Source organism: Blautia sp. Marseille-P2398, assembly GCF_964240315.1.
GTDB lineage: Bacteria > Bacillota > Clostridia > Lachnospirales > Lachnospiraceae > Blautia_A > Blautia_A wexlerae.
Window position 1 is genome coordinate 14692 of record NZ_CAXSTD010000017.1, and the last position, 19564, is coordinate 34255.

Here is a 19564-nt window from a genome sequence, read left to right on the forward strand (position 1 = left end):
TTTTGTCGGATAAAATATTACGATTGGTACTGGACATCTTCCACCACTATTATATAATGTTAGAGTAACTAAATACATTATAGATAAGTGGTGGAATTTTTTTATGAATTACGAAGAAGCAGTTGCTTATATTGATGAAACTCCGAAATTTACAAAGAAGAACAGTCTGGATCACACAAAGGAATGTCTGAGAAGACTTGGTAATCCTCAGGATAAGTTTAAGGTGATCCATGTGGCAGGAACTAATGGAAAGGGAAGTACATGTGCGTTTCTGACCTCTGTTCTGAGAGAGGCGGGATATTCCTGCGGATTATTTACTTCTCCTCATCTGGTGGAGATCAATGAACGCTTCCAGATCAATGAGGTGAATATTGATAATGATACTTTCCTAAAGGCCTTTGAGAAAGTAAAGGTACTTGCGGATGAACTGGTTGCAGAAGGCAGCTATCATCCGACTTATTTTGAGATGCTTTTTCTGATGGGGATGGTGATCTTTGCAGAGGCAGGTGTTGATTATGTGACTCTGGAAACAGGACTGGGCGGAAGAATGGATGCGACTACTGCTGTGGAGAATCCTGTTGCCTGTGTGATCACATCGATCAGTCTGGATCATATGCAGTATCTGGGAGATACAGTTGCCAAAATCGCAGGAGAAAAGGCCGGGATCATTGTGCCGGGGGTACCAGTAATCTATGACGGAAACGACCCGGATGCAGCAGAAGTGATCCGTGCCAGAGCAGAAGAACTGGGAAGCCCTGCTTATGAAGTGAAGAGATCAGATACAGAAGTGCTCAGAAATACTTCGGCGGGAATTGATTTTGCATTTCGGAATGAGTATTATAAGGATATGGTTTTCTCCATTCCGTTTATTGCAAAGTATCAGGTGATGAACAGTGCACTTGCATTAAAGACGATTGAGGTTCTGCAGAATGTGATTTCTGTATCTATGGATCAGATCCATGTGGGAATTGCCGGAACACGCTGGCAGGGAAGAATGGAAACAGTGCTTCCGGGTGTGATCGTGGACGGTGCTCACAATGAGGACGGGGTAGAGAAATTTGTAGAGACAGCAGAACATTTTCAGAAAGAATGTCCGCTGACTTTGCTTTTTTCAGCAGTAGATGACAAAGATTATACAGATATGATACATACGATCTGCAGCAGGATCACGTTCCGTCAAGTGGTAGTAACCTCTGTTGGCGGATATCGCCAGGTTCCTGCTGAGAGATTTGCAAAGCTTTTTACAGAAGCAGGTGCTTCTTCTGTGGAAGTAGTGGAGGATGTTGAGAAAGCCTTTGGTAGAGCACTGGAAGTGAAGGGGGATGACGGAATGCTCTTCTGCGTGGGTTCCCTGTATCTTGTCGGTGAGATTAAAGATGTGATCAGGAGAAATAAGAAATGATAGATTATGAAGAGGAACTGAAGAAATTTGAACCCTGTCTGGATGTGGCAGATGCGGAGGGTGCGATTTATGAGAGAGAACTGACGGATATCCTGGATATTCTTCAGGAAGTTCTCCGCGAAGCCAAGAGTGGCAGACGGGTAAAATAAGGAGATACACATGAATTGTATGAATTGTGGCGCATTTCTGGTGGACAAAGATCTGGATTACTGCCCGAAATGTGGATGTAATGTGCTGATCCAGAAAAAGGTAGATTACCTTTCCAGACAGTATTACAACCGGGGGCTTGAGAAAGCCAGTGTCCGCGATCTTTCAGGGGCGATTGACTGTCTGAAGCAGAGTCTTATTTATAATAAGCATAACATTCAGGCGAGAAATCTTCTTGGACTGGTATATTTTGAGACAGGGGAGGTGGTTGCCGCACTCAGTGAATGGGTGATCAGTAAGAATCTTCAGCCATCCAGAAATCTGGCATCAGAATATATTAACAAGCTGCAGGCGAACTCCAATAAGCTTGAGGCGATCAATGAAACGATCAGAAAGTATAATGATGCCTTAAACCTGTGCAGGGAAGGTCATGAGGATATGGCTGCGATCAGGCTGAAGAAGATTCTCATACAGAATCCAAAACTGATCAAAGGTTACCATCTTCTGGCACTTGTGCAGATGAAAGAGGGGGAATATAACAAGGCAAGAAAGACGTTAAGGAAAGCCGCGCGGATTGATAAAACAAATACAACAACCCTTCGTTTTTTGAGAGAGATTGACGAACAGACAGGAGTATCCACACGTCTGGAACGTCAGAATAAAAGAAACAGGAAAGCTGTGGACAGCAGTGAGAATGATATGGCAATCCAGATTCCTCAGTATAAAGAAAAAGGAAGGATTCCGCTGTTTTTTACACTGGTTGCCGGATTTTGTGCAGGATTGCTGGCGTTTTATCTTCTGGCTGTTCCTGCCATACGTCAGGGAATCTACAGGGAAGCGAATCAGCAGATTATGAAATACAGTGATGCAGTGTCCAGTCAGGGAGCTGAGCTGACCAAGGCACAGAGTCAGGCTCAGGAATCTGGAGACACAGTTGAGGCGGCCTCTAAACAGATAGAGGAAGAGAAGAAAAAAAGCAGCAGTTATGAGGCTCTGATCGAGGCGTACTCAGCATTGCAGCAGCAGAATACAGATGAAGCGGCATTGAAGATACAGAATGTTTATGCGGATTTGCTGCCTGCGGATCTGAAAGGAATTTACAATACGATCTGTAACACTACAGGTACGACCGGGATCGAAGGAACTACAGATGCGAAAGTCACAGACGGAACCGGCAGTGCTGACAGCGCAGAGGGAGATGTTTCTTCAGATTCAGCGGAAGATGGAAGTTATGACGATGGTTCCTATGACAGTGGGGAATATGATGATGGTTCTTACGATAATTCTGATGGTGATTCGGCGGATGATGGAAGTTACGACACCGGTGATTATGACGATTCCGGATACTGATACCGGGTTTTCATTTTGATGTGGCAGAAGACATGAAGTATTATAAGAAGATGTAAAGATACAAAAGAGATGCATGGAAGTCATGTGTCTCTTTTTTTACCGAATCAAGTAGGAGGCTGCGAAAAGCAATAAACAGTTATTTGATGTAGAGCTACACTGCAAAGTGGATTGCGAACATTCGCCTGACAAAAAGTGAGGAGGGATATGATGGAGAACAGATTTGAAATACAGGGAAATTCCCTGATCATTCATTTACCGAAAGAGGTAGATCATATGGTGACAGACGAGATACGCAGAGATTCAGATGATATTATACGGAAAAAATATATACGAACGATCACATTTGATTTTTCAGGAACAGCGTTTATGGACAGTTCAGGGATAGGGCTGATCATGGGGAGATACCGGATGATGGGGATGCGCGGTGACTGTATACAGGCTACAGGAGTAAATTCCTATATTGAAAAGCTGCTGCATCTGTCAGGGGTATATAAATTTGTCGAAATCTGTGGGGAAGTCTAAAGAGAGGGGGAAGAAAACTATTATGGAAAATACCAATGAAATGAAAATTATTTTTGATAGCAGACCTGAGAATGAGGGGCTGGCAAGAGTTGCGGCGGCAGCTTTCTGCACACAGCTGAATCCTACTCTGGAGGAAGTGGCAGATCTGAAAACTGCTGTGTCAGAGGCTGTGACAAACTGTATTATTCATGCTTATGAAGGCCAGGTGCAGAAAATAGAGATTTTCTGCAGAAGGGAAGGACAAAAATTATGGGTTGATGTGATCGATAAGGGAGTGGGGATCAGAGACGTTGCAAAAGCTATGGAGCCTCTTTTTACAACAAAGCCGGAGAAGGATCGTTCCGGGATGGGATTTACATTTATGGAAGCGTTTATGGATGAGGTAACAGTAGAATCACAGGTGGGATATGGAACAGTTGTCCATATGAAAAAGACGATCGGGAGGTAGGAATGGACCATACTCTTGCTCTGATCATGAAGTCACAACAGGGGGATAAAGAAGCAAGAGATACTGTATTTAAAGAAAACGCAGGACTTGTGTACAGCATGGCGAAAAGATTTGCCGGGCGCAGTGTGGAAATGGAAGATATCGTGCAGATAGGAAGCATTGGGCTGCTGAAAGCCATAGATCGTTTTGATATTTCGTACGATGTGAAGTTTTCAACTTATGCTGTTCCCATGATCATAGGTGAAATCAGACGCTATCTGAGGGATGACGGGATGCTTAAGGTGAGCAGAAACCTGAAAGAGAACTGTGCCAGAATTTATTCTGCGAGAGAAGCACTGGAAAAAGAACTGGGACGTGAACCGATACTGGAGGAAGTTGCGAAAGCGACAGAACTTTCAGTAGATGAAGTGGTGATGTCGATGGAATCAGGAGCTGAAGTGGAATCTTTGCACAAAATTATCTATCAGGGAGATGGAAATGATATTTCGCTTATGGACAGGCTCCAGGAAAAAGAAAATGGACAGGATGCAGCACTGAACAGGATTTTTCTGGATGAAATCCTGAAAAAACTGGATGCAAGAGAACGTCAGCTGATCGGTATGAGATATTTTAAGGATATGACGCAGACGGAGATTGCGGCAGAGATGGGAATTTCCCAGGTTCAAGTGTCCAGGATGGAAAAGCGGATTCTGAAGGAACTTAAAAAGCAGGTATAAGCAGATGGGAGTAATTAACTCACCGCTTGTAGAAGGTGGAGTATTCTCTGAAGAGGTAAATAAAAAAGAGGTTACTGTGAACGGAGTGAACAGTAACAAAAAGAGTGTGCGGATTACTATAATATTGCACACTCTTTTTGCTATAATATCTTTATTGTTATATATCGTAAGTTATACAGTTCTCTGTGATCTGAAGATCACATTTTTGTATTTCAGAAGGGCTGTCTGAAGAATCAGTCCTACTACACCGCAGGAAACTACTTCTCCGATACCTACGGTAAGCATCATAAGCGGAATCGGAAGATTTACTCCGTATCCGAAGTGAAGTACGAATGGCACGATGACTGCATTGGAAACAATCGGCGGGATCGGCGCAAGAAAACGGTTGCAGCTGCGGAGTCTGTAAGTAAATACTGCTCCGATCAGTGTTGCGATGCTTCCGAAAATAATGTCTACAGGAATGGCACCGCCAAAGAGATTGGCAATGATACATCCTACAAATAACCCCGGAATCGCAGCCGGTGTAAAGAATGGCAGGATGGTCAGTGCTTCCGAAAAGCGAATCTGAATTTCGCCATAGCTGAGTGGTGCGAATAAAAGAGTCAGAACCACATAAATGGCTCCGATCACTGCTGCTTCTGTCAGAAACTGAGTACCTTTGTTTTTCATATTTGATTATCTCCTTTAGTATTTGTTTTACGAGTGGAAGGTTTCGAACACTCGGCTATCGAAGTATATCACTTTTCGGAAGTACGGTCAATGTCTTTGATAAGAGTTTTATTAACATTTTCCTCGTACAGACGCATCTGTATCTGCATAGGTGTTGGATCATCTGTTATTTTCATATGACCGAAGTGATTGAAGAAGAAAAGTACCCCAAGTCCGATTCCTATGGAATAAGTGATCTCAAGAACAGTAAAATGACCGGAAGTCTGTCCTGTGACCTGGGTATAGATCTGCGAGAAGAGACCACCGACATCTACATCGTTATTAAATGTCATGATAGAGAAACCTGCACCGAAAAAGGCGGCAAGACCGACGAAAATAATCTTGCACCACTGCCAGACAAGCCCGGAACCGGGTTTGTTTTTAAAAGTGATGATAAAGTCGGCTTCTCCAATATTATTGATTTCAAGGTCCGGTTCTTTTTTTTTGATTTCGGAGATCAGATCCATAACAGACATTACATAACGTCCTGGTTTATTCGGGTCAAGATTTATAACCGGCATCACCCGGAGCCGATTCAGGATTTTACTGTTGCTGCAGGAAAGTTTTGCAATGTCCTGAAGATAAATGTGTGGATGGTTTATCTGGATATTCTGATCTAACTGTAAATAGAGAGTATCACTCATGGTATGTTATCCTTTCATTTTGGGCTTGAAGATCAGGCTTGCAAGATAAGAGAAGATCAAAGCTGCGGAGACTCCCACCGCGCAGGCGGTAAAGCCTCCCATAAAGAGTCCGATCAGTCCGTTTTTGTCAATGGATTCTTTCATTCCTTTCCACAGGATATTGCCAAAACCAAGCAGAGGAACAGAAGCGCCTGCTCCGGCAAATTCTGCAAATGGCTGATAGATTCCGACAACGCTTAAAACAGAGCCTGTACATACCAGAAGTACCATGATCCGTCCGGGCATAAGCTTTGTCCTGTCCAGAAGAATCTGTACCAGGGCACAGATCAGTCCGCCTGTCCAGAATGCATTAAAATAGTCCATGTATTTTTCCTCCTGAAAAAATTTCTGTATCTACATCATATCCGGAACTCTGTACTGTTCTATTACAACAGCGTGTGCGATACCGGGAATTGGATCCCCCTCGTTGAAGCTTACCTTTGATAGAAGGGCACCTGTGGGAACAAAGAGAATCCTTTTCCATTTTTTCTGTATAATACCCGGAAGAATATAGCCTGCCAGAACAGAGGCGGCACATCCACATCCACTGCCGCCGGAATGTGTATCCTGAGTCTGAGGATCATAGATCAGCATACCGCAGTCCTGATGGACAGATGAGATATCAAATCCTTTTTCTGTGAGAAGGTCGAACAGGATTGTCTGTCCTACCATGCCCAGGTCACCGGTGAAGATGGCATCATAATCGGATGGTTTTCGGTGAAAATCCTGAAGATTTCGGGCTATGGTGTCGCAGGCAGCAGGAGCCATGCAAGCTCCCATATTGAGGGAATCCCTGAACCCAAAGTCAATCAGTCTTCCGGTGGTGATTCCTGTTATAACTGCACAGATATTGCGGTTACGGAGTGTGTTTAGTGTTTTGTTGTCCGGGCGTGGTGGCGGTTCATATCCAAGTATACAGGCTCCGGCACCGGTGACTGTCCAGGTAGCAGATAAGGGCCTTTGATTTCCATATCCCAGGGGAAAACGAAATTCTTTTTCTGCGCTGGCAAAGTGGCTGGAAGTTGCACAGAGGATATATTTTCCGTACCCGCCGTCGATACACATTGAACCAAGGGAAAGAGATTCTCCCATAGTGGAGCATGCTCCGAAAAGACCGTAAAAAGGAATTTTCAGATCAGCGGTTCCAAAAGAAGAGGCTGATGTCTGAGCCAGCAGGTCGCCGGCAAAAAGAAGCTGTATATCAGAACAGGTGAGGCCGTTTTTTTTGATTGCCAGCAGAGCGGCCTGTTTTTGCAGAGTGCTTTCTGCAGCTTCCCAGGTATCTGTTCCAAACATGGGATCTTCACATATGGTATCAAAGTATGCGCCCAATGGCCCTTCTCCTTCTTTCCGGCTGACAACAGAAGCACAGCTCTGAACAAAGACAGGATTCTGAAATGAAATGCTGGATGTACCGCAGGTCATTTGTCTGTTCATAGAAAACCTCCTTGTATAATTGTATGATTCTTATGCAAAAACACCTCTCAGGATATGGATGCTGAATAGTTACGGGATCATTGTAAAAAGATAATAAATCACACCGAGAATCCATGAACTCAGGATTCCATAAAGAATTACGGGTCCTGCAATCGTAAATATTTTGCATCCGATGCCGAATACCTGTCCTTCTGCTTTATATTCGATCGCAGAGGAAGCTACGGAATTGGCAAAACCGGTGATCGGGACAAGGCTTCCGGCACCGCCGAATCTGCCGATTTTGGAATAAAGATTACATCCTGTGAGGATCACACTGAAAAGGATCAGGATAAGGGAACACCAGGAGCCGGCGGTATCTTTGTCCAGCCCAAGGTTATCTGCGTAATTTAAGATGACCTGTCCAACAACACAGATGACTCCGCCTGTGAAAAAGGCTTTGCACATATTCAGTGGCAGGCTGTGGACAGGAGTGACTGCTTTTACGTATTCTTCATATTGTTTCTGTTTTTTCTGACTGAGATTATTGTCTGACATAATATAAAACCTTTCTGATTGAAAATCCGGAATTTTGGTACACCAGGTTACTGAGAACGGAGTGAAGAGTAATCGATTGCTGCTTTTTTGGCACTGATGTTAAAGATTAGCTGGAAATTATGGCAGCCATCCGTTATAATAGTAAATCAGTGCCCCGACAGTTTTGCCGGCGGCTATGCACAGGATTGTAAAAGAAAGACCTCTCTGGAATCTGCTTCTTCTGGCAAAGATAGGGAAAATATCTGCCATCTCTGCCAGGGCCATGATCCATCCACCAAGGAAAATCCCTGAAAAGAGCCCGTACAGAATCAGAAACGGGGTGCCGAACCGGATATTCCAGTGAAAAAGAAAGAACAGGTTTCCAAGTTCTGTTCCCCAGAATGTGATGTCTTCGTACAGCAATATATGATCTGCTGTGTGGGTAATTCCTGCATATCTGGGAATAATAGAAAGGCCGATCATAAGACCGGTTAGTCCTCCGGCAATAATAAAACCGGAACATAGTCCTGTAAATCCGAGAAAAATCTGCTCTAACATAAGTGCCTCCGATCCTGCCGACAACAAAAGAAGTTTCCAGGTAACTGTCCGGCAGTCTGTTATTGTGAAGCACCGGACAGATATATCTGTGATATGTATTATGGCAGAAATATAAAAATATATACACTGTCATTCATTTGTTGCTGAGAACAGAGTGAACAGTAACCATGGTAATAATCCGGCAGCAAAAGAGTGTATGAATAACTGTACTTTTGGAGAGAGAGATAGTATAATGTTACTGTTCACACACCGCTATCCCGAGACATACAAGCCAAAATTTTATTGCCGCAGGCAATCTGGAATGAATTTTGGCTAAGTTACTGAGAACGGAGTGAACAGTAACAGTATAATGACTGTATTATCTGACACTCTAGTACATCGTTTTCGAAATAACTATACCACTCACTTGTCTGCGAATCCGATTGCACAGGTCTAAAAGCCTCAGCGTAGCCCGCTACGCCTGCGTTTTTATACCAGCACACTCGAATCCGCATCCTACGCGATTGGTATAGTTATTTACGAAACGATGTACTAGGAACTGATCGGAAAATTTGACAGAATGAAAACGTCAAAAGAAACATAATAAATTATAATAAATATAGAAAGATTGAGGAATGAAATCTGTGAATCAGAATATAATAGAAAAATTTAATAATCTGCTGGGAGAAGAGAAAGTGAAAGTGGATGAACCCATGAAACGTCATACCACATTTCGGATTGGTGGTCCGGCAGATTACTTTTTGCTTCCGTCTTCTGAGGAAGAACTGAGCGGGATTCTGAAGATATGCAAAAATGAAGAACTGCCATATTTCATTCTTGGAAATGGAAGTAATCTTCTGGTAAGCGATGAAGGATACAGGGGTGTCATTATTCAGCTTTACAGAAATTATGGTGATATTACAGTAAAAGGAAATGAAATCCATGCAACAGCAGGAGCTCTGCTGTCACAGATCGCGGCGGCAGCCAAAAATGCGTCGCTGACAGGATTTGAGTTCGCCGGAGGAATTCCCGGCACATTAGGCGGTGCAGTTGTCATGAATGCAGGTGCCTATGGCGGTGAAATGAAAGATGTGCTGAAAGAAGTAACTGTTATGACAGCTGCAGGAGAAATTCTCGTACTTCCGGCAGAGAAGCTGGAAATGGGATATCGCACAAGTCTTGTGAAAACAAAAGGATATCTGGTGTTGAGCGCAGTGATCGTTCTTGAACAGGGGAATCAGGAAGCCATAAAAGCAAGAATGAAAGAACTGACAGAACAGAGAGTAAGCAAACAGCCTCTTGAATTTCCAAGTGCGGGAAGCACATTCAAACGTCCTGAAGGGTATTTTGCCGGAAAGCTGATCATGGATGCAGGGCTGAGAGGATACCAGACAGGCGGTGCACAGGTTTCCGAGAAGCACTGTGGGTTTGTGATCAATAAAGATAATGCAACTGCAGCAGATGTGTGCAGACTGCTCAGAGATGTACAGGATAAAGTAAAAGAACAGTTTGGCGTAACTCTTGAACCGGAAGTGAAATTTCTTGGAAAATTTTGATCTGACTGAATCGAAAAAGTACTGTGAACAGAGTGCAAAGACCAAAGACCAATGAGCAACAGATGAAATTAAGAAGTGACGGGAGATAGAAAATGCGTTTTGTAATAGTTACAGGAGTATCGGGAGCAGGAAAAACATCTGCATTGAAAATGCTGGAGGATGCGAAGTATTTTTGTGTAGACAATCTGCCGATCCCTTTACTGGAGAAATTTGCATCACTGATGCCTGAGATACATGGAGAAGATGTGCAGAATGTTGCACTGGGGATCGATGCAAGAAGCGGGCGTTCTCTGGATGAGCTGGAGATTGTACTGGACAGAATGAAAAAGGCAGGGTATGATTTTGAAATCTTGTTTCTGGATGCGCAGGACAGTGTTCTGGTCAAACGTTATAAAGAAACCCGCAGAAGTCATCCTCTTGCAATGGGGGGAAGAGTGGATGATGGAATCCGGATGGAAAGAGAGAAGATGCGTTTTCTGAAAGAGCGTGCGGATTATATCATTGATACCAGCAATCTTCTGACAAGAGAACTGAAACAGGAGATCGACAGGATATTTGTAGATAATCAGGATTTCTGCAATATGATGATTTCTGTACTGTCATTTGGATTTAAATATGGAATACCGGCAGATGCGGATCTCGTGTTTGACGTGCGTTTCCTGCCGAATCCATACTATGTGGACGAACTCAGACCGCTGACAGGGCTGGATGACAGGGTTTTTAATTATGTAATGGATTGTGATATAGCCAGGACATTTGCGGATAAACTGGAAGATATGATCAATTTCCTTATTCCGAATTATGTGAAAGAGGGAAAGACAAATCTGGTGATCGCAATTGGATGTACAGGCGGCAAGCATCGTTCCGTCACGCTGGCAAGAGAACTTTATTCCAGATTGTCTGGAAATACAAAATACGGATTCAGGCTGGAACACAGAGATGCACAGAAAGACCGACTGGTCAGAAAACAGGAAGGATGATAAAGGAGAGATGTCTTTTTCAGGGATGGTGAAGGAAGAACTTTCCAGACAGATTGGATTGGCCAGACATTGCAAAATGGCAGAACTGGCTGCGATTTTATGTTCCTGTGGGAAAATGGAATGTTTTTCAGGGGACAGTAAACTGAAAATCCAGACGGAAAATGAAGCAGTTGCAAGAAAGTGCTTTACATTATTGCAAAAAACATTTAATATAGAAACAAAGATATTTGTACGTGAGAACAGTCACTTGAAACGGGTGAAGGTATATACAATAGAAATAACTGATCCCGAAGAGATCCAGGTAATTTTTCAGGCACTGCGGCTTGTCACGAACAGTATCGACCAGGGTACGCTTGTATTGGCGGATATGCTGGTGGTACAGCAGAATTGCTGCAAACGGGCGTTTATCAGGGGAGCTTTTTTAGCATCTGGTTCAATCAGTGATCCTGAGAAGGGGTATCATTTTGAGATTGTATGTTCTGATGCAAAAAGAGCAGAGCAGCTACAGACGATCATCCGCAGTTTTTCGGTAGATGCCAAAATCGTACAGCGTAAGAAATCACATGTGGTCTATGTGAAAGAAGGTGCGCAGATTGTTGACATGCTTGCTGTTATGGAAGCTAATGTGGCATTGATGGACCTGGAGAACATCCGCATACTGAAGGAAATGAGAAATTCAGTAAACAGAAAAGTAAACTGTGAAACTGCGAATATTAATAAAACCGTAAATGCAGCCGTTAAGCAGATGGAGGATATTAAGCTGGTCCGGCAGAAAATAGGATTTGAGCAGCTTAATGAAGGACTTGCACAGGTTGCTGAACTTCGGATGCAGTATCCGGAAGCTACACTAAAAGAATTAGGAATGATGTTAAGCCCGCAGGTGGGCAAATCGGGAGTCAATCACAGACTGAGAAAGCTGAGTGCAATGGCTGACGAACTGCGGGAGAAACAAGGAGGAGAATTATTATGATCAAAAAACCAATCACCATCAATTTATCCACAGGTCTGGAAGCGCGTCCGGTGGCACAGTTGGTACAGGTGGCTAGTCAGTTCAACAGTGAGATTTATGTAGAGATTGGAAAGAAGCGCGTGAATGCAAAGAGCATTATGGGTATGATGACGCTTGGGCTTGATGCAGGGGAAGAAATTACTTTATCTGCAAATGGTGAGGATGAGGAAGCTGCTATGGCAGGTATTGAGCAGTACTTAAGTAATCAGTGATCAAATAGTATTCAGGATAGAACACATCCGGAAGGGAAGACCGCTTTTCGGATGTGTTTTGTCGTGTATACGACAGCAATGTTACTGTTCACTTCGTTCACAGTAACGTAGCCAAAATTCATTCCAGATTGCCTACGGCAATGGAATTTTGGCTTGTATGTCTCGGGATTTTGGCATATTCATGCCAAAACACCTCGCGGGATAGTGGTGTGTGAACAGTAACACAGCAATCAATTGCATTGCCATAACAATAACATTAGATTGACCATAAAGATAAAACAGGGTATAATGAGCGAAAAGAGTAGAAATGAGGAGCGTAACAAATGTCAAAATTTCTGAAATTTATTGTACATTTTATAGTGATATGCACCATTGTCTGTGTTGTCGGGCTGGCAGTTCCGCCGTTTTTGGGAATTACGACAGAGATTATGGATGATTCCGGCAAAGAAACGAATCTGCCCATGGGATCGGTTACTTATGCAATTCCGGTAAAGATCAAAGAGGCAGCGGTTGGTGATTCTATTCTGTATCAGACTGATTCTAAAGCATACCGTTATATGATTACGGAAATGGATAAAAAGAATCATATTTTTAAGGTGATAGATTCCAGTGACAAAGATGCAGAACCTGTTGCCGTTGAGGTGAAGGATTACATACCGAAGGTTGTGATCACAGTAGGATATGCAGGATATCTCCTTCTTGCAACAGAAAGCATAGAGGGACTTATTATTCTCGGACTTGCCGTCCTTTTCCTGGTAATTCTGTATATAGTTGCGGAACTTCTGAAAAAAGAACCGCAGGATGATTATGATGAAACAGATACAGAACCCGGATATGTTAAGAGCAAGAAGGAACTTAAGAGAGAAGAGAAGGCAAGAGAGAAGCGTTATAAAGAAGAGGAACGCCAGATTAAGAAAGAGGAAAGGGCACGCAGGAAAGGAAAGGCTCCGGAACGAAAGAAAATTAAAACAGGCGGTTTTGTGGATGAAATCTATGAAGATGAGTTGGAACCTGTGAAGCCTGCGCAGCCGGAAACAATTCAGACTGCGACAAGCGAAGCCCATGAACTTCTCAGAAAAGAGATTGCGGCAGCTACGGCGGATGTACCGGTAAAGCAGGAAGAATCTGTACAGACGAAACCGGATGCAGGTGATATACATATGGAGCCTGTTTCCGGAAAGACAGAAGTGATCGTGCCTCAGGTAAAAGAGCAGCTGAAACAGATGATGAATGCTTCGGACAGAAAACCGGTAGAAGCAGAGGAAAAAGAAGGAAACGCACAGGAAGAAATCAGGCGTATGGTAATTCCGACATGGTCGGCAGCACAGATTGCCGAGACAGCCAGAAGTCAGGGCGATGCGCCGGATATTGTGAGAGACGATGTTACAAAGGTTACATTATTTGATTATTCCGATATCATTGCGGATGAGAAACCGGTCTATCCGCAGAAACAGACTGCTGAAGAATAAAATAAGAGATTGAAAAAATATGACGATGAAAAGAACGTGTTTCTTCCTATATATAATAATATAGAAGGAACACGTTCTTTTTACTGCAGACAATCCGATCTCCATCATATCGTGAAGTCCTGCGTCAGCAGACCTGCAGATATCGGCCTTGTCGTTCACTATTCCGTAATGTTTCTATATAATAAAGCCACTAGTATGCCGACAAGTTGATTCTTTTTTGTTTCGACATACAAGCCCAAATTCAATAAAAAATTGTACGGAATCAAGTACAAAAAAATATCAAAAAAAGTGAAAAAAACACTTGCATTTTTCTGAGAGGTCGTGTATACTCTCAATTGTTGTGACATTGATAGCAATGAAGCGCGAGGTTGCTGCCACAGAGATGGCAGGTTTTCCGTGGAGCGAATGTCAAGTTTGAAAACTGACGACAAGTCACTGTACAAGTTCAGAAGACCATCCAGGGATGGCGTGTGTGGTAAAAAATCGAAAGACACACACGGAGATGTGTACAGTCGCCGCTTGTCGTACTGCTTGAAAAGTACGAATAGGAGGAGACTTTTTTTATGGCAAATCAGGTAATGAGAATCACATTAAAGGCTTATGATCATCAGTTGGTAGATGCATCAGCAGCAAAAATCATCGAGACTGTTAAAAAGAACGGAGCAATGGTAAGCGGACCGGTTCCACTTCCAACTAAGAAAGAGGTTGTTACAATCTTAAGAGCCGTTCATAAATACAAAGATTCCAGAGAACAGTTCGAACAGAGAACTCATAAGAGACTGATCGATATCCTTACACCAACACAGAAGACAGTAGATGCTCTGTCAAGACTGGAAATGCCAGCAGGTGTTAACATCGATATCAAGATGAAGACTAAATAATTAGTCATCAACCCCAATTTGATAATGCTATAAGCATTAAGCTATTTACTATATGATTGCCGGTAATCGGTAATCCGCTATAAGGAGGAAGAAAGAATGAAGAAAGCTATTTTAGCTACTAAAGTCGGAATGACTCAGATCTTCAATGAAGACGGCCAGTTGATTCCGGTAACAGTTTTACAGGCTGGTCCTTGTGTCGTAACTCAGGTTAAGACAGAAGAGAACGATGGATACGAAGCAGTTCAGGTTGGATTCGGAGACATCAGAGAAAGCCTTGTTAACAAACCGGAAAAAGGACACTTTGACAAAGCTGGCGTTGCAGTAAAGAGATTCGTTAAAGAGTTCAGATTTGATAACGCTGCTGAATATACAGTAGGACAGGAAATTAAAGCTGATATCTTTGCAGACGGCGATCACATTGATGCAACAGCTGTTTCCAAAGGTAAAGGTTTCCAGGGTGCGATCAAGAGACATGGTCAGTCAAGAGGACCTATGGCTCACGGTTCTAAATATCACCGTCATGCAGGTTCCAATGGTGCTTGTTCTGATCCGAGCAAGGTATTCAAAGGAAAACACATGCCAGGTCATATGGGAAATGTTCAGGTTACTGTACAGAACCTTGAGATCGTACGCGTAGATACAGAAAATAACTTACTGTTAGTTAAAGGTGCTGTTCCAGGACCTAAGAAATCTTTGGTTACTATCAAAGAGACAGTAAAGTCCTTATAATAAGAAAGGAGGAGCACACAAATGGCAAACGTAACTGTTTATAATATGGAAGGCAACGAAGTTGGAACAATGGAACTGAATGATGCAGTATTCGGCGTAGAAGTTAATGAGCATCTTGTTCACCTTGCTGTTGTTCGTCAGCTTGCAAATAATCGCCAGGGTACTCAGAAAGCTAAAACACGTTCTGAAGTAAGCGGCGGCGGAAGAAAACCGTGGAGACAGAAAGGAACAGGTCATGCTAGACAGGGTTCCATCCGTGCACCACAGTGGACTGGCGGCGGTGTTGTATTCGCTCCGGTACCAAGAGATTATGAAGTAAAAATGAACAAGAAAGAAAGAAGAGCTGCTTTAAAATCTGCTCTGACTTCCAAAGTTCAGGACAATAAATTAGTAGTTGTTGATGCTCTTACATTAGCAGATGTTAAGACAAAGGAAATGCAGAAAGTTCTTACAAACCTGAAAGCTGAGAAAGCTCTGGTTATCACAGCAACAGATGACAAGAACGTAATCCTTTCCGCAAGAAACATCACTGATGTTCAGACTGCAACTCCAAGTACTATCAACGTATACGATGTTATGAACCACAACACCGTAATCGTAACCAAAGATGCTGTAGCATCCATCGAGGAGGTATATGCATAATGGCTGATATCAAGTACTATGACGTAATCAAGAAACCAGTGATTACAGAAAAATCTATGAATGCAATGGCTGAAAAGAAATACACTTTCTTAGTTCATCCGGAAGCAAACAAATCTCAGATCAAAGAAGCTGTAGAGAAAATGTTCGAAGGAACAAAAGTAAAGAGCGTTAACACCATGAATATGGATGGAAAGAAAAAACGCCGTGGTATGACAGTTGGAACAACTGCTAAAACCAAAAAAGCTATCGTTGCTCTGACAGAAGACAGCAAAGATATCGAAATCTTCGAAGGACTTTAATTGATAGCCCATGCGGTACGAGTGCCACTTCGGAAGCTTTGCTTCTTATGAATCCTCGGCACTCTGATTATCGCGAGTATACGCATTCAAAAGCGTGAGGACAAATTTGAAAGGAGAACAAAAATGGGAATCAAAAGTTATAACCCATATACACCGTCTAGAAGACATATGACTGGTTCCGATTTCTCAGAGATCACAAAATCTACACCAGAGAAATCTCTTACCGTGTCTTTAAAGAAAAACGCTGGACGTAACAACCAGGGTAAGATTACAGTTAGACACCGCGGAGGCGGAAGCAGAAGAAAATACAGAATCATCGACTTCAAGAGAAGAAAAGATGGAATCCCTGCAACAGTAGTTTCCATCGAGTATGATCCAAACAGAACAGCAAACATCGCTTTAATCTCTTATGTAGATGGCGAGAAAGCATATATCCTTGCACCGGAAGGCTTAAAAGTAGGTCAGAAAGTTATGAACGGAGCTGATGCAGAAGTTCGTGTTGGTAACTGCTTACCATTAGAGCTTATCCCGGTTGGTACTATGGTACACAACATTGAGCTTCATCCTGGAAAGGGCGGACAGATGGTTCGTTCTGCTGGAAACGGCGCTCAGTTAATGGCTAAAGAAGGCAAATACGCAACACTGCGTCTGCCATCTGGTGAAATGAGAATGGTTCCGATCGTATGCCGCGCATCTGTAGGCGTTGTCGGAAACGGAGATCACAACCTGATTAACATCGGTAAAGCCGGACGTAAACGTAACATGGGTATCAGACCTACTGTTCGTGGTTCCGTAATGAACCCGAATGACCATCCACATGGTGGTGGTGAAGGAAAGACCGGTATCGGTCGTCCAGGTCCATGCACTCCATGGGGAAAACCTGCTCTTGGTCTGAAGACAAGAAAGAAAAACAAACCGTCCAACAAACTCATCGTAAGAAGACGCGATGGAAAAGCATTATCGAAATAATAAGGAGGATTAAGCATGTCTCGTTCACTGAAAAAAGGACCTTTTGCAGATGCCAGCTTACTTAAAAAAGTAGATGCATTAAACGCTGCAAATGATAAATCCGTTATCAAAACCTGGTCACGCCGTTCTACAATCTTCCCGTCCTTCGTAGGACACACAATCGCTGTCCATGACGGAAGAAAACACGTGCCGGTATATGTAACAGAAGATATGGTTGGCCACAAACTCGGTGAGTTCGTTGCAACCAGAACTTACAGAGGACACGGAAAAGACGAAAAGAAATCCGGTGTTCGCTAGTATTTGACTTTATATTCTGTCTGCTGCCTACAAGACAGCGGACAGGTTAACCTGATATTGAGAGAAAGAGGAAAGGAGGCACTTTAAAATGGCAAAGGGACATAGAAGCCAGATAAAAAGAGCCAGAAATGAGAGTAATAGAGAGACAAGACCGTCTGCAAAATTATCTTATGCAAGAATTTCTGTTCAGAAAGCCTGCTACGTGTTAGATGTAATCCGCGGTAAAGATGTGCAGACAGCACTTGGTATCTTAACATACAACCCAAGATACGCTTCCAGCGTTATCAAGAAACTTCTTGAGTCAGCAATTGCAAATGCTGAAAACAACAACGGAATGAATGCAGACAACCTCTACGTTGCAGCCTGCTATGCAGATAAAGGACCTACAATGAAGAGAATTCAGCCAAGAGCACAGGGTAGAGCTTACAGAATCGAGAAGAGAACAAGCCATATCACCATCGTGCTGGATGAAAGATAAGGAGGAAAAGCATGGGACAGAAAGTTAACCCACATGGCCTTAGAGTCGGTGTTATCAAGGATTGGGATTCAAGATGGTATGCTGATGCAGACTTCGCTGATTACCTGGTAGAAGACTACAACATCAGAACATTCCTTAAAAAGAAATTATACAGCGCAGGTGTTTCCAAGATTGAGATCGAGAGAGCATCTGACAGAGTTAAGATCATCATCTACACAGCTAAACCTGGTATCGTAATCGGTAAAGGCGGAGCTGAGATCGAAAAAGTTAAAGCTGAATTAAAGAAATTCACAGACAAGAAACTTATCGTAGATATCAAAGAAGTAAAGAGACCAGACAAAGATGCTCAGTTAGTAGCAGAGAATATCGCACTTCAGCTTGAGAACCGTATCTCTTTCAGACGTGCTATGAAATCTACAATGCAGAGAACAATGAAGGCCGGAGCTAAAGGTATCAAAACATCCGTATCCGGACGTCTTGGCGGTGCTGATATGGCTCGTACAGAGTTCTACAGCGAAGGAACTATCCCGCTTCAGACACTTCGTGCAGATATTGACTACGGATTCGCAGAAGCAGACACAACATACGGCAAAGTTGGCGTAAAAGCTTGGGTCTACAATGGCGAAGTACTTCCAACAAAAGGAACTAAGGAAGGGAGCGATAAATAATGTTAATGCCAAAAAGAGTAAAACGTCGTAAACAATTCCGTGGCTCCATGAGAGGAAAAGCCCTTAGAGGTAATAAGATCAATTATGGTGAATTCGGACTTGTTGCAACCGAACCGTGTTGGATCCGTTCCAACCAGATCGAAGCAGCCCGTGTTGCTATGACTCGTTATATCAAACGTGGTGGTCAGGTTTGGATCAAGATTTTCCCAGATAAACCAGTAACAGCGAAACCAGCAGAAACACGAATGGGTTCCGGAAAAGGTGCTCTCGAATACTGGGTAGCAGTTGTTAAGCCAGGACGTGTAATGTTCGAAATCGCAGGCGTTTCCGAGGAAATCGCTCGTGAAGCATTACGTCTTGCGATGCACAAGTTACCATGTAAATGTAAAATCGTTTCTCGTGCAGACTTAGAAGGCGGTGATAACAGTGAAAATTAATAAATTCGTGGAAGATTTAAAGGCAAAATCAGCTGCAGAATTAAATGAAGAATTAGTAGCTGCTAAAAAAGAACTTTTCAATCTGAGATTTCAGAATGCAACTAATCAATTAGAGAATACAAGCCGCATTAAAGAGGTTCGCAAGAACATTGCAAGAATCCAGACAGTAATTACTGAGCAGGCTAACGCTTCCAAATAATAGGAGGAAACTATCGTGGAAAGAAATCTGAGAAAAACCCGCGTGGGTAAGGTTGTCAGCAATAAGATGGACAAGACCATTGTAGTTGCTATTGAAGACCATGTAAAACATCCTCTTTACAAAAAGATCGTGAAGAGAACATATAAATTAAAAGCTCATGACGAGAACAATGAGTGCAATATCGGTGATACCGTAAAAGTTATGGAAACCAGACCGTTATCCAAGGATAAAAGATGGAGACTGGTTGAAATCGTAGAGAAAGTTAAATAAGGAGGA

The 19564-nt window shown here is 42.9% G+C and carries 28 protein-coding genes; 22 read left to right on the forward strand and 6 right to left on the reverse strand.

Translation table 11 applies throughout. From position 1 onward, the window contains the following. The first annotated feature begins 103 nt into the window (after positions 1 to 103). The 6 genes from ACESZG_RS16130 to ACESZG_RS16155 all read left to right on the forward strand — a co-directional run bounded on the left by ACESZG_RS16130 (position 104) and on the right by ACESZG_RS16155 (position 4585). Complete coding sequence (locus ACESZG_RS16130) at positions 104 to 1402, forward strand: folylpolyglutamate synthase/dihydrofolate synthase family protein (protein ID WP_008707224.1); 1299 nt, start codon at positions 104 to 106, stop codon at positions 1400 to 1402. Next, positions 1399 to 1551 carry a hypothetical protein gene (locus ACESZG_RS16135; RefSeq protein ID WP_008707227.1) on the forward strand — a complete coding sequence of 51 codons (153 nt, stop codon included), beginning with the start codon at positions 1399 to 1401 and terminating at the stop codon, positions 1549 to 1551. Before ACESZG_RS16130 ends, ACESZG_RS16135 begins: the two co-directional genes overlap by 4 nt. A gap of 10 nt (positions 1552 to 1561) precedes the next feature. Next, positions 1562 to 2899, forward strand: a complete 1338-nt coding sequence (locus ACESZG_RS16140; protein ID WP_118409027.1) for a lipopolysaccharide assembly protein LapB — start codon at positions 1562 to 1564, stop codon at positions 2897 to 2899. Between the two features lie 204 nt (positions 2900 to 3103). After that, positions 3104 to 3421: an STAS domain-containing protein gene (locus ACESZG_RS16145; RefSeq protein ID WP_306441450.1), complete on the forward strand. Its 318-nt coding sequence runs from the start codon at positions 3104 to 3106 to the stop codon at positions 3419 to 3421. A 22-nt stretch (positions 3422 to 3443) separates the two neighbouring features. Beyond that, complete coding sequence (gene spoIIAB, locus ACESZG_RS16150) at positions 3444 to 3869, forward strand: anti-sigma F factor (protein WP_020994121.1); 426 nt, start codon at positions 3444 to 3446, stop codon at positions 3867 to 3869. Positions 3870 to 3871: 2 nt separating this feature from the next. Continuing rightward, positions 3872 to 4585: a SigF/SigG family RNA polymerase sporulation sigma factor gene (locus ACESZG_RS16155; RefSeq protein ID WP_008707232.1), complete on the forward strand. Its 714-nt coding sequence runs from the start codon at positions 3872 to 3874 to the stop codon at positions 4583 to 4585. A gap of 171 nt (positions 4586 to 4756) precedes the next feature. Here the strand turns inward: ACESZG_RS16155 and ACESZG_RS16160 are convergent, their stop codons facing one another. From ACESZG_RS16160 to ACESZG_RS16185, 6 genes are all read right to left on the reverse strand, one after another. Beyond that, a complete protein-coding gene (locus ACESZG_RS16160) occupies positions 4757 to 5254 on the reverse strand; it encodes a QueT transporter family protein (RefSeq protein ID WP_008707233.1) in 498 nt (165 codons plus the stop codon). Positions 5255 to 5322: 68 nt separating this feature from the next. Beyond that, positions 5323 to 5937, reverse strand: a complete 615-nt coding sequence (locus ACESZG_RS16165; protein ID WP_055052571.1) for a stage V sporulation protein AA — start codon at positions 5935 to 5937, stop codon at positions 5323 to 5325. A 6-nt stretch (positions 5938 to 5943) separates the two neighbouring features. Next, a complete protein-coding gene (locus ACESZG_RS16170) occupies positions 5944 to 6300 on the reverse strand; it encodes a SpoVA/SpoVAEb family sporulation membrane protein (protein ID WP_373218742.1) in 357 nt (118 codons plus the stop codon). A gap of 30 nt (positions 6301 to 6330) precedes the next feature. Further along, entirely contained in the window at positions 6331 to 7413 is a 1083-nt protein-coding gene (locus ACESZG_RS16175) for a stage V sporulation protein AD (protein ID WP_020994117.1), read from the reverse strand. Between the two features lie 69 nt (positions 7414 to 7482). After that, positions 7483 to 7947 (reverse strand): SpoVA/SpoVAEb family sporulation membrane protein, encoded by a 465-nt coding sequence (locus ACESZG_RS16180; RefSeq protein ID WP_022381085.1) that lies wholly within the window; start codon positions 7945 to 7947, stop codon positions 7483 to 7485. A gap of 117 nt (positions 7948 to 8064) precedes the next feature. Then, positions 8065 to 8484 carry a stage V sporulation protein AB gene (locus ACESZG_RS16185; RefSeq protein ID WP_008707239.1) on the reverse strand — a complete coding sequence of 140 codons (420 nt, stop codon included), beginning with the start codon at positions 8482 to 8484 and terminating at the stop codon, positions 8065 to 8067. 614 nt (positions 8485 to 9098) lie between these two features. Here ACESZG_RS16185 and murB point away from each other — a divergent pair. The 16 genes from murB (at position 9099) to rpsQ (ending at position 19558) form a co-directional block, all read left to right on the forward strand. Then, the gene (gene murB / locus ACESZG_RS16190) at positions 9099 to 10019 is read left to right on the forward strand and encodes a UDP-N-acetylmuramate dehydrogenase (RefSeq protein ID WP_368210543.1); all 921 of its coding nucleotides are present in this window, start codon (positions 9099 to 9101) and stop codon (positions 10017 to 10019) included. A gap of 92 nt (positions 10020 to 10111) precedes the next feature. Further along, positions 10112 to 10999: an RNase adapter RapZ gene (gene rapZ, locus ACESZG_RS16195; protein WP_008707241.1), complete on the forward strand. Its 888-nt coding sequence runs from the start codon at positions 10112 to 10114 to the stop codon at positions 10997 to 10999. A 10-nt stretch (positions 11000 to 11009) separates the two neighbouring features. Further along, a complete protein-coding gene (whiA, locus tag ACESZG_RS16200) occupies positions 11010 to 11969 on the forward strand; it encodes a DNA-binding protein WhiA (RefSeq protein ID WP_118338608.1) in 960 nt (319 codons plus the stop codon). Continuing rightward, positions 11966 to 12220, forward strand: a complete 255-nt coding sequence (locus ACESZG_RS16205; protein WP_008707243.1) for an HPr family phosphocarrier protein — start codon at positions 11966 to 11968, stop codon at positions 12218 to 12220. Before whiA ends, ACESZG_RS16205 begins: the two co-directional genes overlap by 4 nt. A 323-nt stretch (positions 12221 to 12543) precedes the next feature. Continuing rightward, on the forward strand, positions 12544 to 13689 hold the full coding sequence (locus tag ACESZG_RS16210; RefSeq protein WP_173720465.1) for a hypothetical protein: 1146 nt from the start codon (positions 12544 to 12546) through the stop codon (positions 13687 to 13689). Between the two features lie 563 nt (positions 13690 to 14252). After that, positions 14253 to 14570 carry a 30S ribosomal protein S10 gene (rpsJ, locus tag ACESZG_RS16215; RefSeq protein ID WP_008707245.1) on the forward strand — a complete coding sequence of 106 codons (318 nt, stop codon included), beginning with the start codon at positions 14253 to 14255 and terminating at the stop codon, positions 14568 to 14570. A 96-nt stretch (positions 14571 to 14666) separates the two neighbouring features. Then, on the forward strand, positions 14667 to 15299 hold the full coding sequence (rplC, locus tag ACESZG_RS16220) for a 50S ribosomal protein L3 (protein ID WP_008707247.1): 633 nt from the start codon (positions 14667 to 14669) through the stop codon (positions 15297 to 15299). A 21-nt stretch (positions 15300 to 15320) separates the two neighbouring features. Beyond that, on the forward strand, positions 15321 to 15941 hold the full coding sequence (rplD, locus tag ACESZG_RS16225; RefSeq protein ID WP_008707249.1) for a 50S ribosomal protein L4: 621 nt from the start codon (positions 15321 to 15323) through the stop codon (positions 15939 to 15941). Then, a complete protein-coding gene (gene rplW / locus ACESZG_RS16230) occupies positions 15941 to 16240 on the forward strand; it encodes a 50S ribosomal protein L23 (RefSeq protein ID WP_008707251.1) in 300 nt (99 codons plus the stop codon). Before rplD ends, rplW begins: the two co-directional genes overlap by 1 nt. Positions 16241 to 16363: 123 nt before the next feature. Beyond that, complete coding sequence (gene rplB, locus ACESZG_RS16235; RefSeq protein ID WP_008707253.1) at positions 16364 to 17209, forward strand: 50S ribosomal protein L2; 846 nt, start codon at positions 16364 to 16366, stop codon at positions 17207 to 17209. 15 nt (positions 17210 to 17224) lie between these two features. Then, entirely contained in the window at positions 17225 to 17506 is a 282-nt protein-coding gene (gene rpsS, locus ACESZG_RS16240) for a 30S ribosomal protein S19 (RefSeq protein ID WP_008707255.1), read from the forward strand. Positions 17507 to 17594: 88 nt separating this feature from the next. Further along, a complete protein-coding gene (gene rplV / locus ACESZG_RS16245; RefSeq protein WP_008707257.1) occupies positions 17595 to 17984 on the forward strand; it encodes a 50S ribosomal protein L22 in 390 nt (129 codons plus the stop codon). Positions 17985 to 17995: 11 nt separating this feature from the next. After that, entirely contained in the window at positions 17996 to 18652 is a 657-nt protein-coding gene (gene rpsC, locus ACESZG_RS16250) for a 30S ribosomal protein S3 (protein ID WP_008707259.1), read from the forward strand. Next, the gene (gene rplP, locus ACESZG_RS16255) at positions 18652 to 19089 is read left to right on the forward strand and encodes a 50S ribosomal protein L16 (protein WP_008707261.1); all 438 of its coding nucleotides are present in this window, start codon (positions 18652 to 18654) and stop codon (positions 19087 to 19089) included. The genes rpsC and rplP overlap by 1 nt, the downstream gene beginning before the upstream one ends. Then, entirely contained in the window at positions 19079 to 19288 is a 210-nt protein-coding gene (rpmC, locus tag ACESZG_RS16260; RefSeq protein ID WP_020994114.1) for a 50S ribosomal protein L29, read from the forward strand. The genes rplP and rpmC overlap by 11 nt, the downstream gene beginning before the upstream one ends. Positions 19289 to 19303: 15 nt before the next feature. Further along, entirely contained in the window at positions 19304 to 19558 is a 255-nt protein-coding gene (gene rpsQ, locus ACESZG_RS16265) for a 30S ribosomal protein S17 (RefSeq protein ID WP_008707264.1), read from the forward strand. Positions 19559 to 19564 lie beyond the last annotated feature (6 nt).

Bases quoted from the DNA above. Each gene is read 5' to 3' on its own strand.
- rplB (WP_008707253.1), top strand. From the start codon at position 16,364: ATGGGAATCAAAAGTTATAACCCATATACACCGTCTAGAAGACATATG.
- ACESZG_RS16175 (WP_020994117.1), bottom strand. From the start codon at position 7,413: ATGAACAGACAAATGACCTGCGGTACATCCAGCATTTCATTTCAGAAT.
- murB (WP_368210543.1), top strand. From the start codon at position 9,099: ATGAAATCTGTGAATCAGAATATAATAGAAAAATTTAATAATCTGCTG.
- rplD (WP_008707249.1), top strand. From the start codon at position 15,321: ATGGCAAACGTAACTGTTTATAATATGGAAGGCAACGAAGTTGGAACA.
- ACESZG_RS16145 (WP_306441450.1), top strand. From the start codon at position 3,104: ATGATGGAGAACAGATTTGAAATACAGGGAAATTCCCTGATCATTCAT.
- ACESZG_RS16160 (WP_008707233.1), bottom strand. From the start codon at position 5,254: ATGAAAAACAAAGGTACTCAGTTTCTGACAGAAGCAGCAGTGATCGGA.
- spoIIAB (WP_020994121.1), top strand. From the start codon at position 3,444: ATGGAAAATACCAATGAAATGAAAATTATTTTTGATAGCAGACCTGAG.
- rapZ (WP_008707241.1), top strand. From the start codon at position 10,112: ATGCGTTTTGTAATAGTTACAGGAGTATCGGGAGCAGGAAAAACATCT.
- rplV (WP_008707257.1), top strand. From the start codon at position 17,595: ATGGCAAAGGGACATAGAAGCCAGATAAAAAGAGCCAGAAATGAGAGT.
- whiA (WP_118338608.1), top strand. From the start codon at position 11,010: ATGTCTTTTTCAGGGATGGTGAAGGAAGAACTTTCCAGACAGATTGGA.
- ACESZG_RS16140 (WP_118409027.1), top strand. From the start codon at position 1,562: ATGAATTGTATGAATTGTGGCGCATTTCTGGTGGACAAAGATCTGGAT.
- rpsC (WP_008707259.1), top strand. From the start codon at position 17,996: ATGGGACAGAAAGTTAACCCACATGGCCTTAGAGTCGGTGTTATCAAG.
- ACESZG_RS16155 (WP_008707232.1), top strand. From the start codon at position 3,872: ATGGACCATACTCTTGCTCTGATCATGAAGTCACAACAGGGGGATAAA.
- rplW (WP_008707251.1), top strand. From the start codon at position 15,941: ATGGCTGATATCAAGTACTATGACGTAATCAAGAAACCAGTGATTACA.
- rplC (WP_008707247.1), top strand. From the start codon at position 14,667: ATGAAGAAAGCTATTTTAGCTACTAAAGTCGGAATGACTCAGATCTTC.
- ACESZG_RS16165 (WP_055052571.1), bottom strand. From the start codon at position 5,937: ATGAGTGATACTCTCTATTTACAGTTAGATCAGAATATCCAGATAAAC.
- ACESZG_RS16180 (WP_022381085.1), bottom strand. From the start codon at position 7,947: ATGTCAGACAATAATCTCAGTCAGAAAAAACAGAAACAATATGAAGAA.
- ACESZG_RS16170 (WP_373218742.1), bottom strand. From the start codon at position 6,300: ATGGACTATTTTAATGCATTCTGGACAGGCGGACTGATCTGTGCCCTG.
- rpsJ (WP_008707245.1), top strand. From the start codon at position 14,253: ATGGCAAATCAGGTAATGAGAATCACATTAAAGGCTTATGATCATCAG.
- ACESZG_RS16135 (WP_008707227.1), top strand. From the start codon at position 1,399: ATGATAGATTATGAAGAGGAACTGAAGAAATTTGAACCCTGTCTGGAT.
- ACESZG_RS16210 (WP_173720465.1), top strand. From the start codon at position 12,544: ATGTCAAAATTTCTGAAATTTATTGTACATTTTATAGTGATATGCACC.
- rpsS (WP_008707255.1), top strand. From the start codon at position 17,225: ATGTCTCGTTCACTGAAAAAAGGACCTTTTGCAGATGCCAGCTTACTT.
- ACESZG_RS16185 (WP_008707239.1), bottom strand. From the start codon at position 8,484: ATGTTAGAGCAGATTTTTCTCGGATTTACAGGACTATGTTCCGGTTTT.
- ACESZG_RS16130 (WP_008707224.1), top strand. From the start codon at position 104: ATGAATTACGAAGAAGCAGTTGCTTATATTGATGAAACTCCGAAATTT.
- ACESZG_RS16205 (WP_008707243.1), top strand. From the start codon at position 11,966: ATGATCAAAAAACCAATCACCATCAATTTATCCACAGGTCTGGAAGCG.
- rplP (WP_008707261.1), top strand. From the start codon at position 18,652: ATGTTAATGCCAAAAAGAGTAAAACGTCGTAAACAATTCCGTGGCTCC.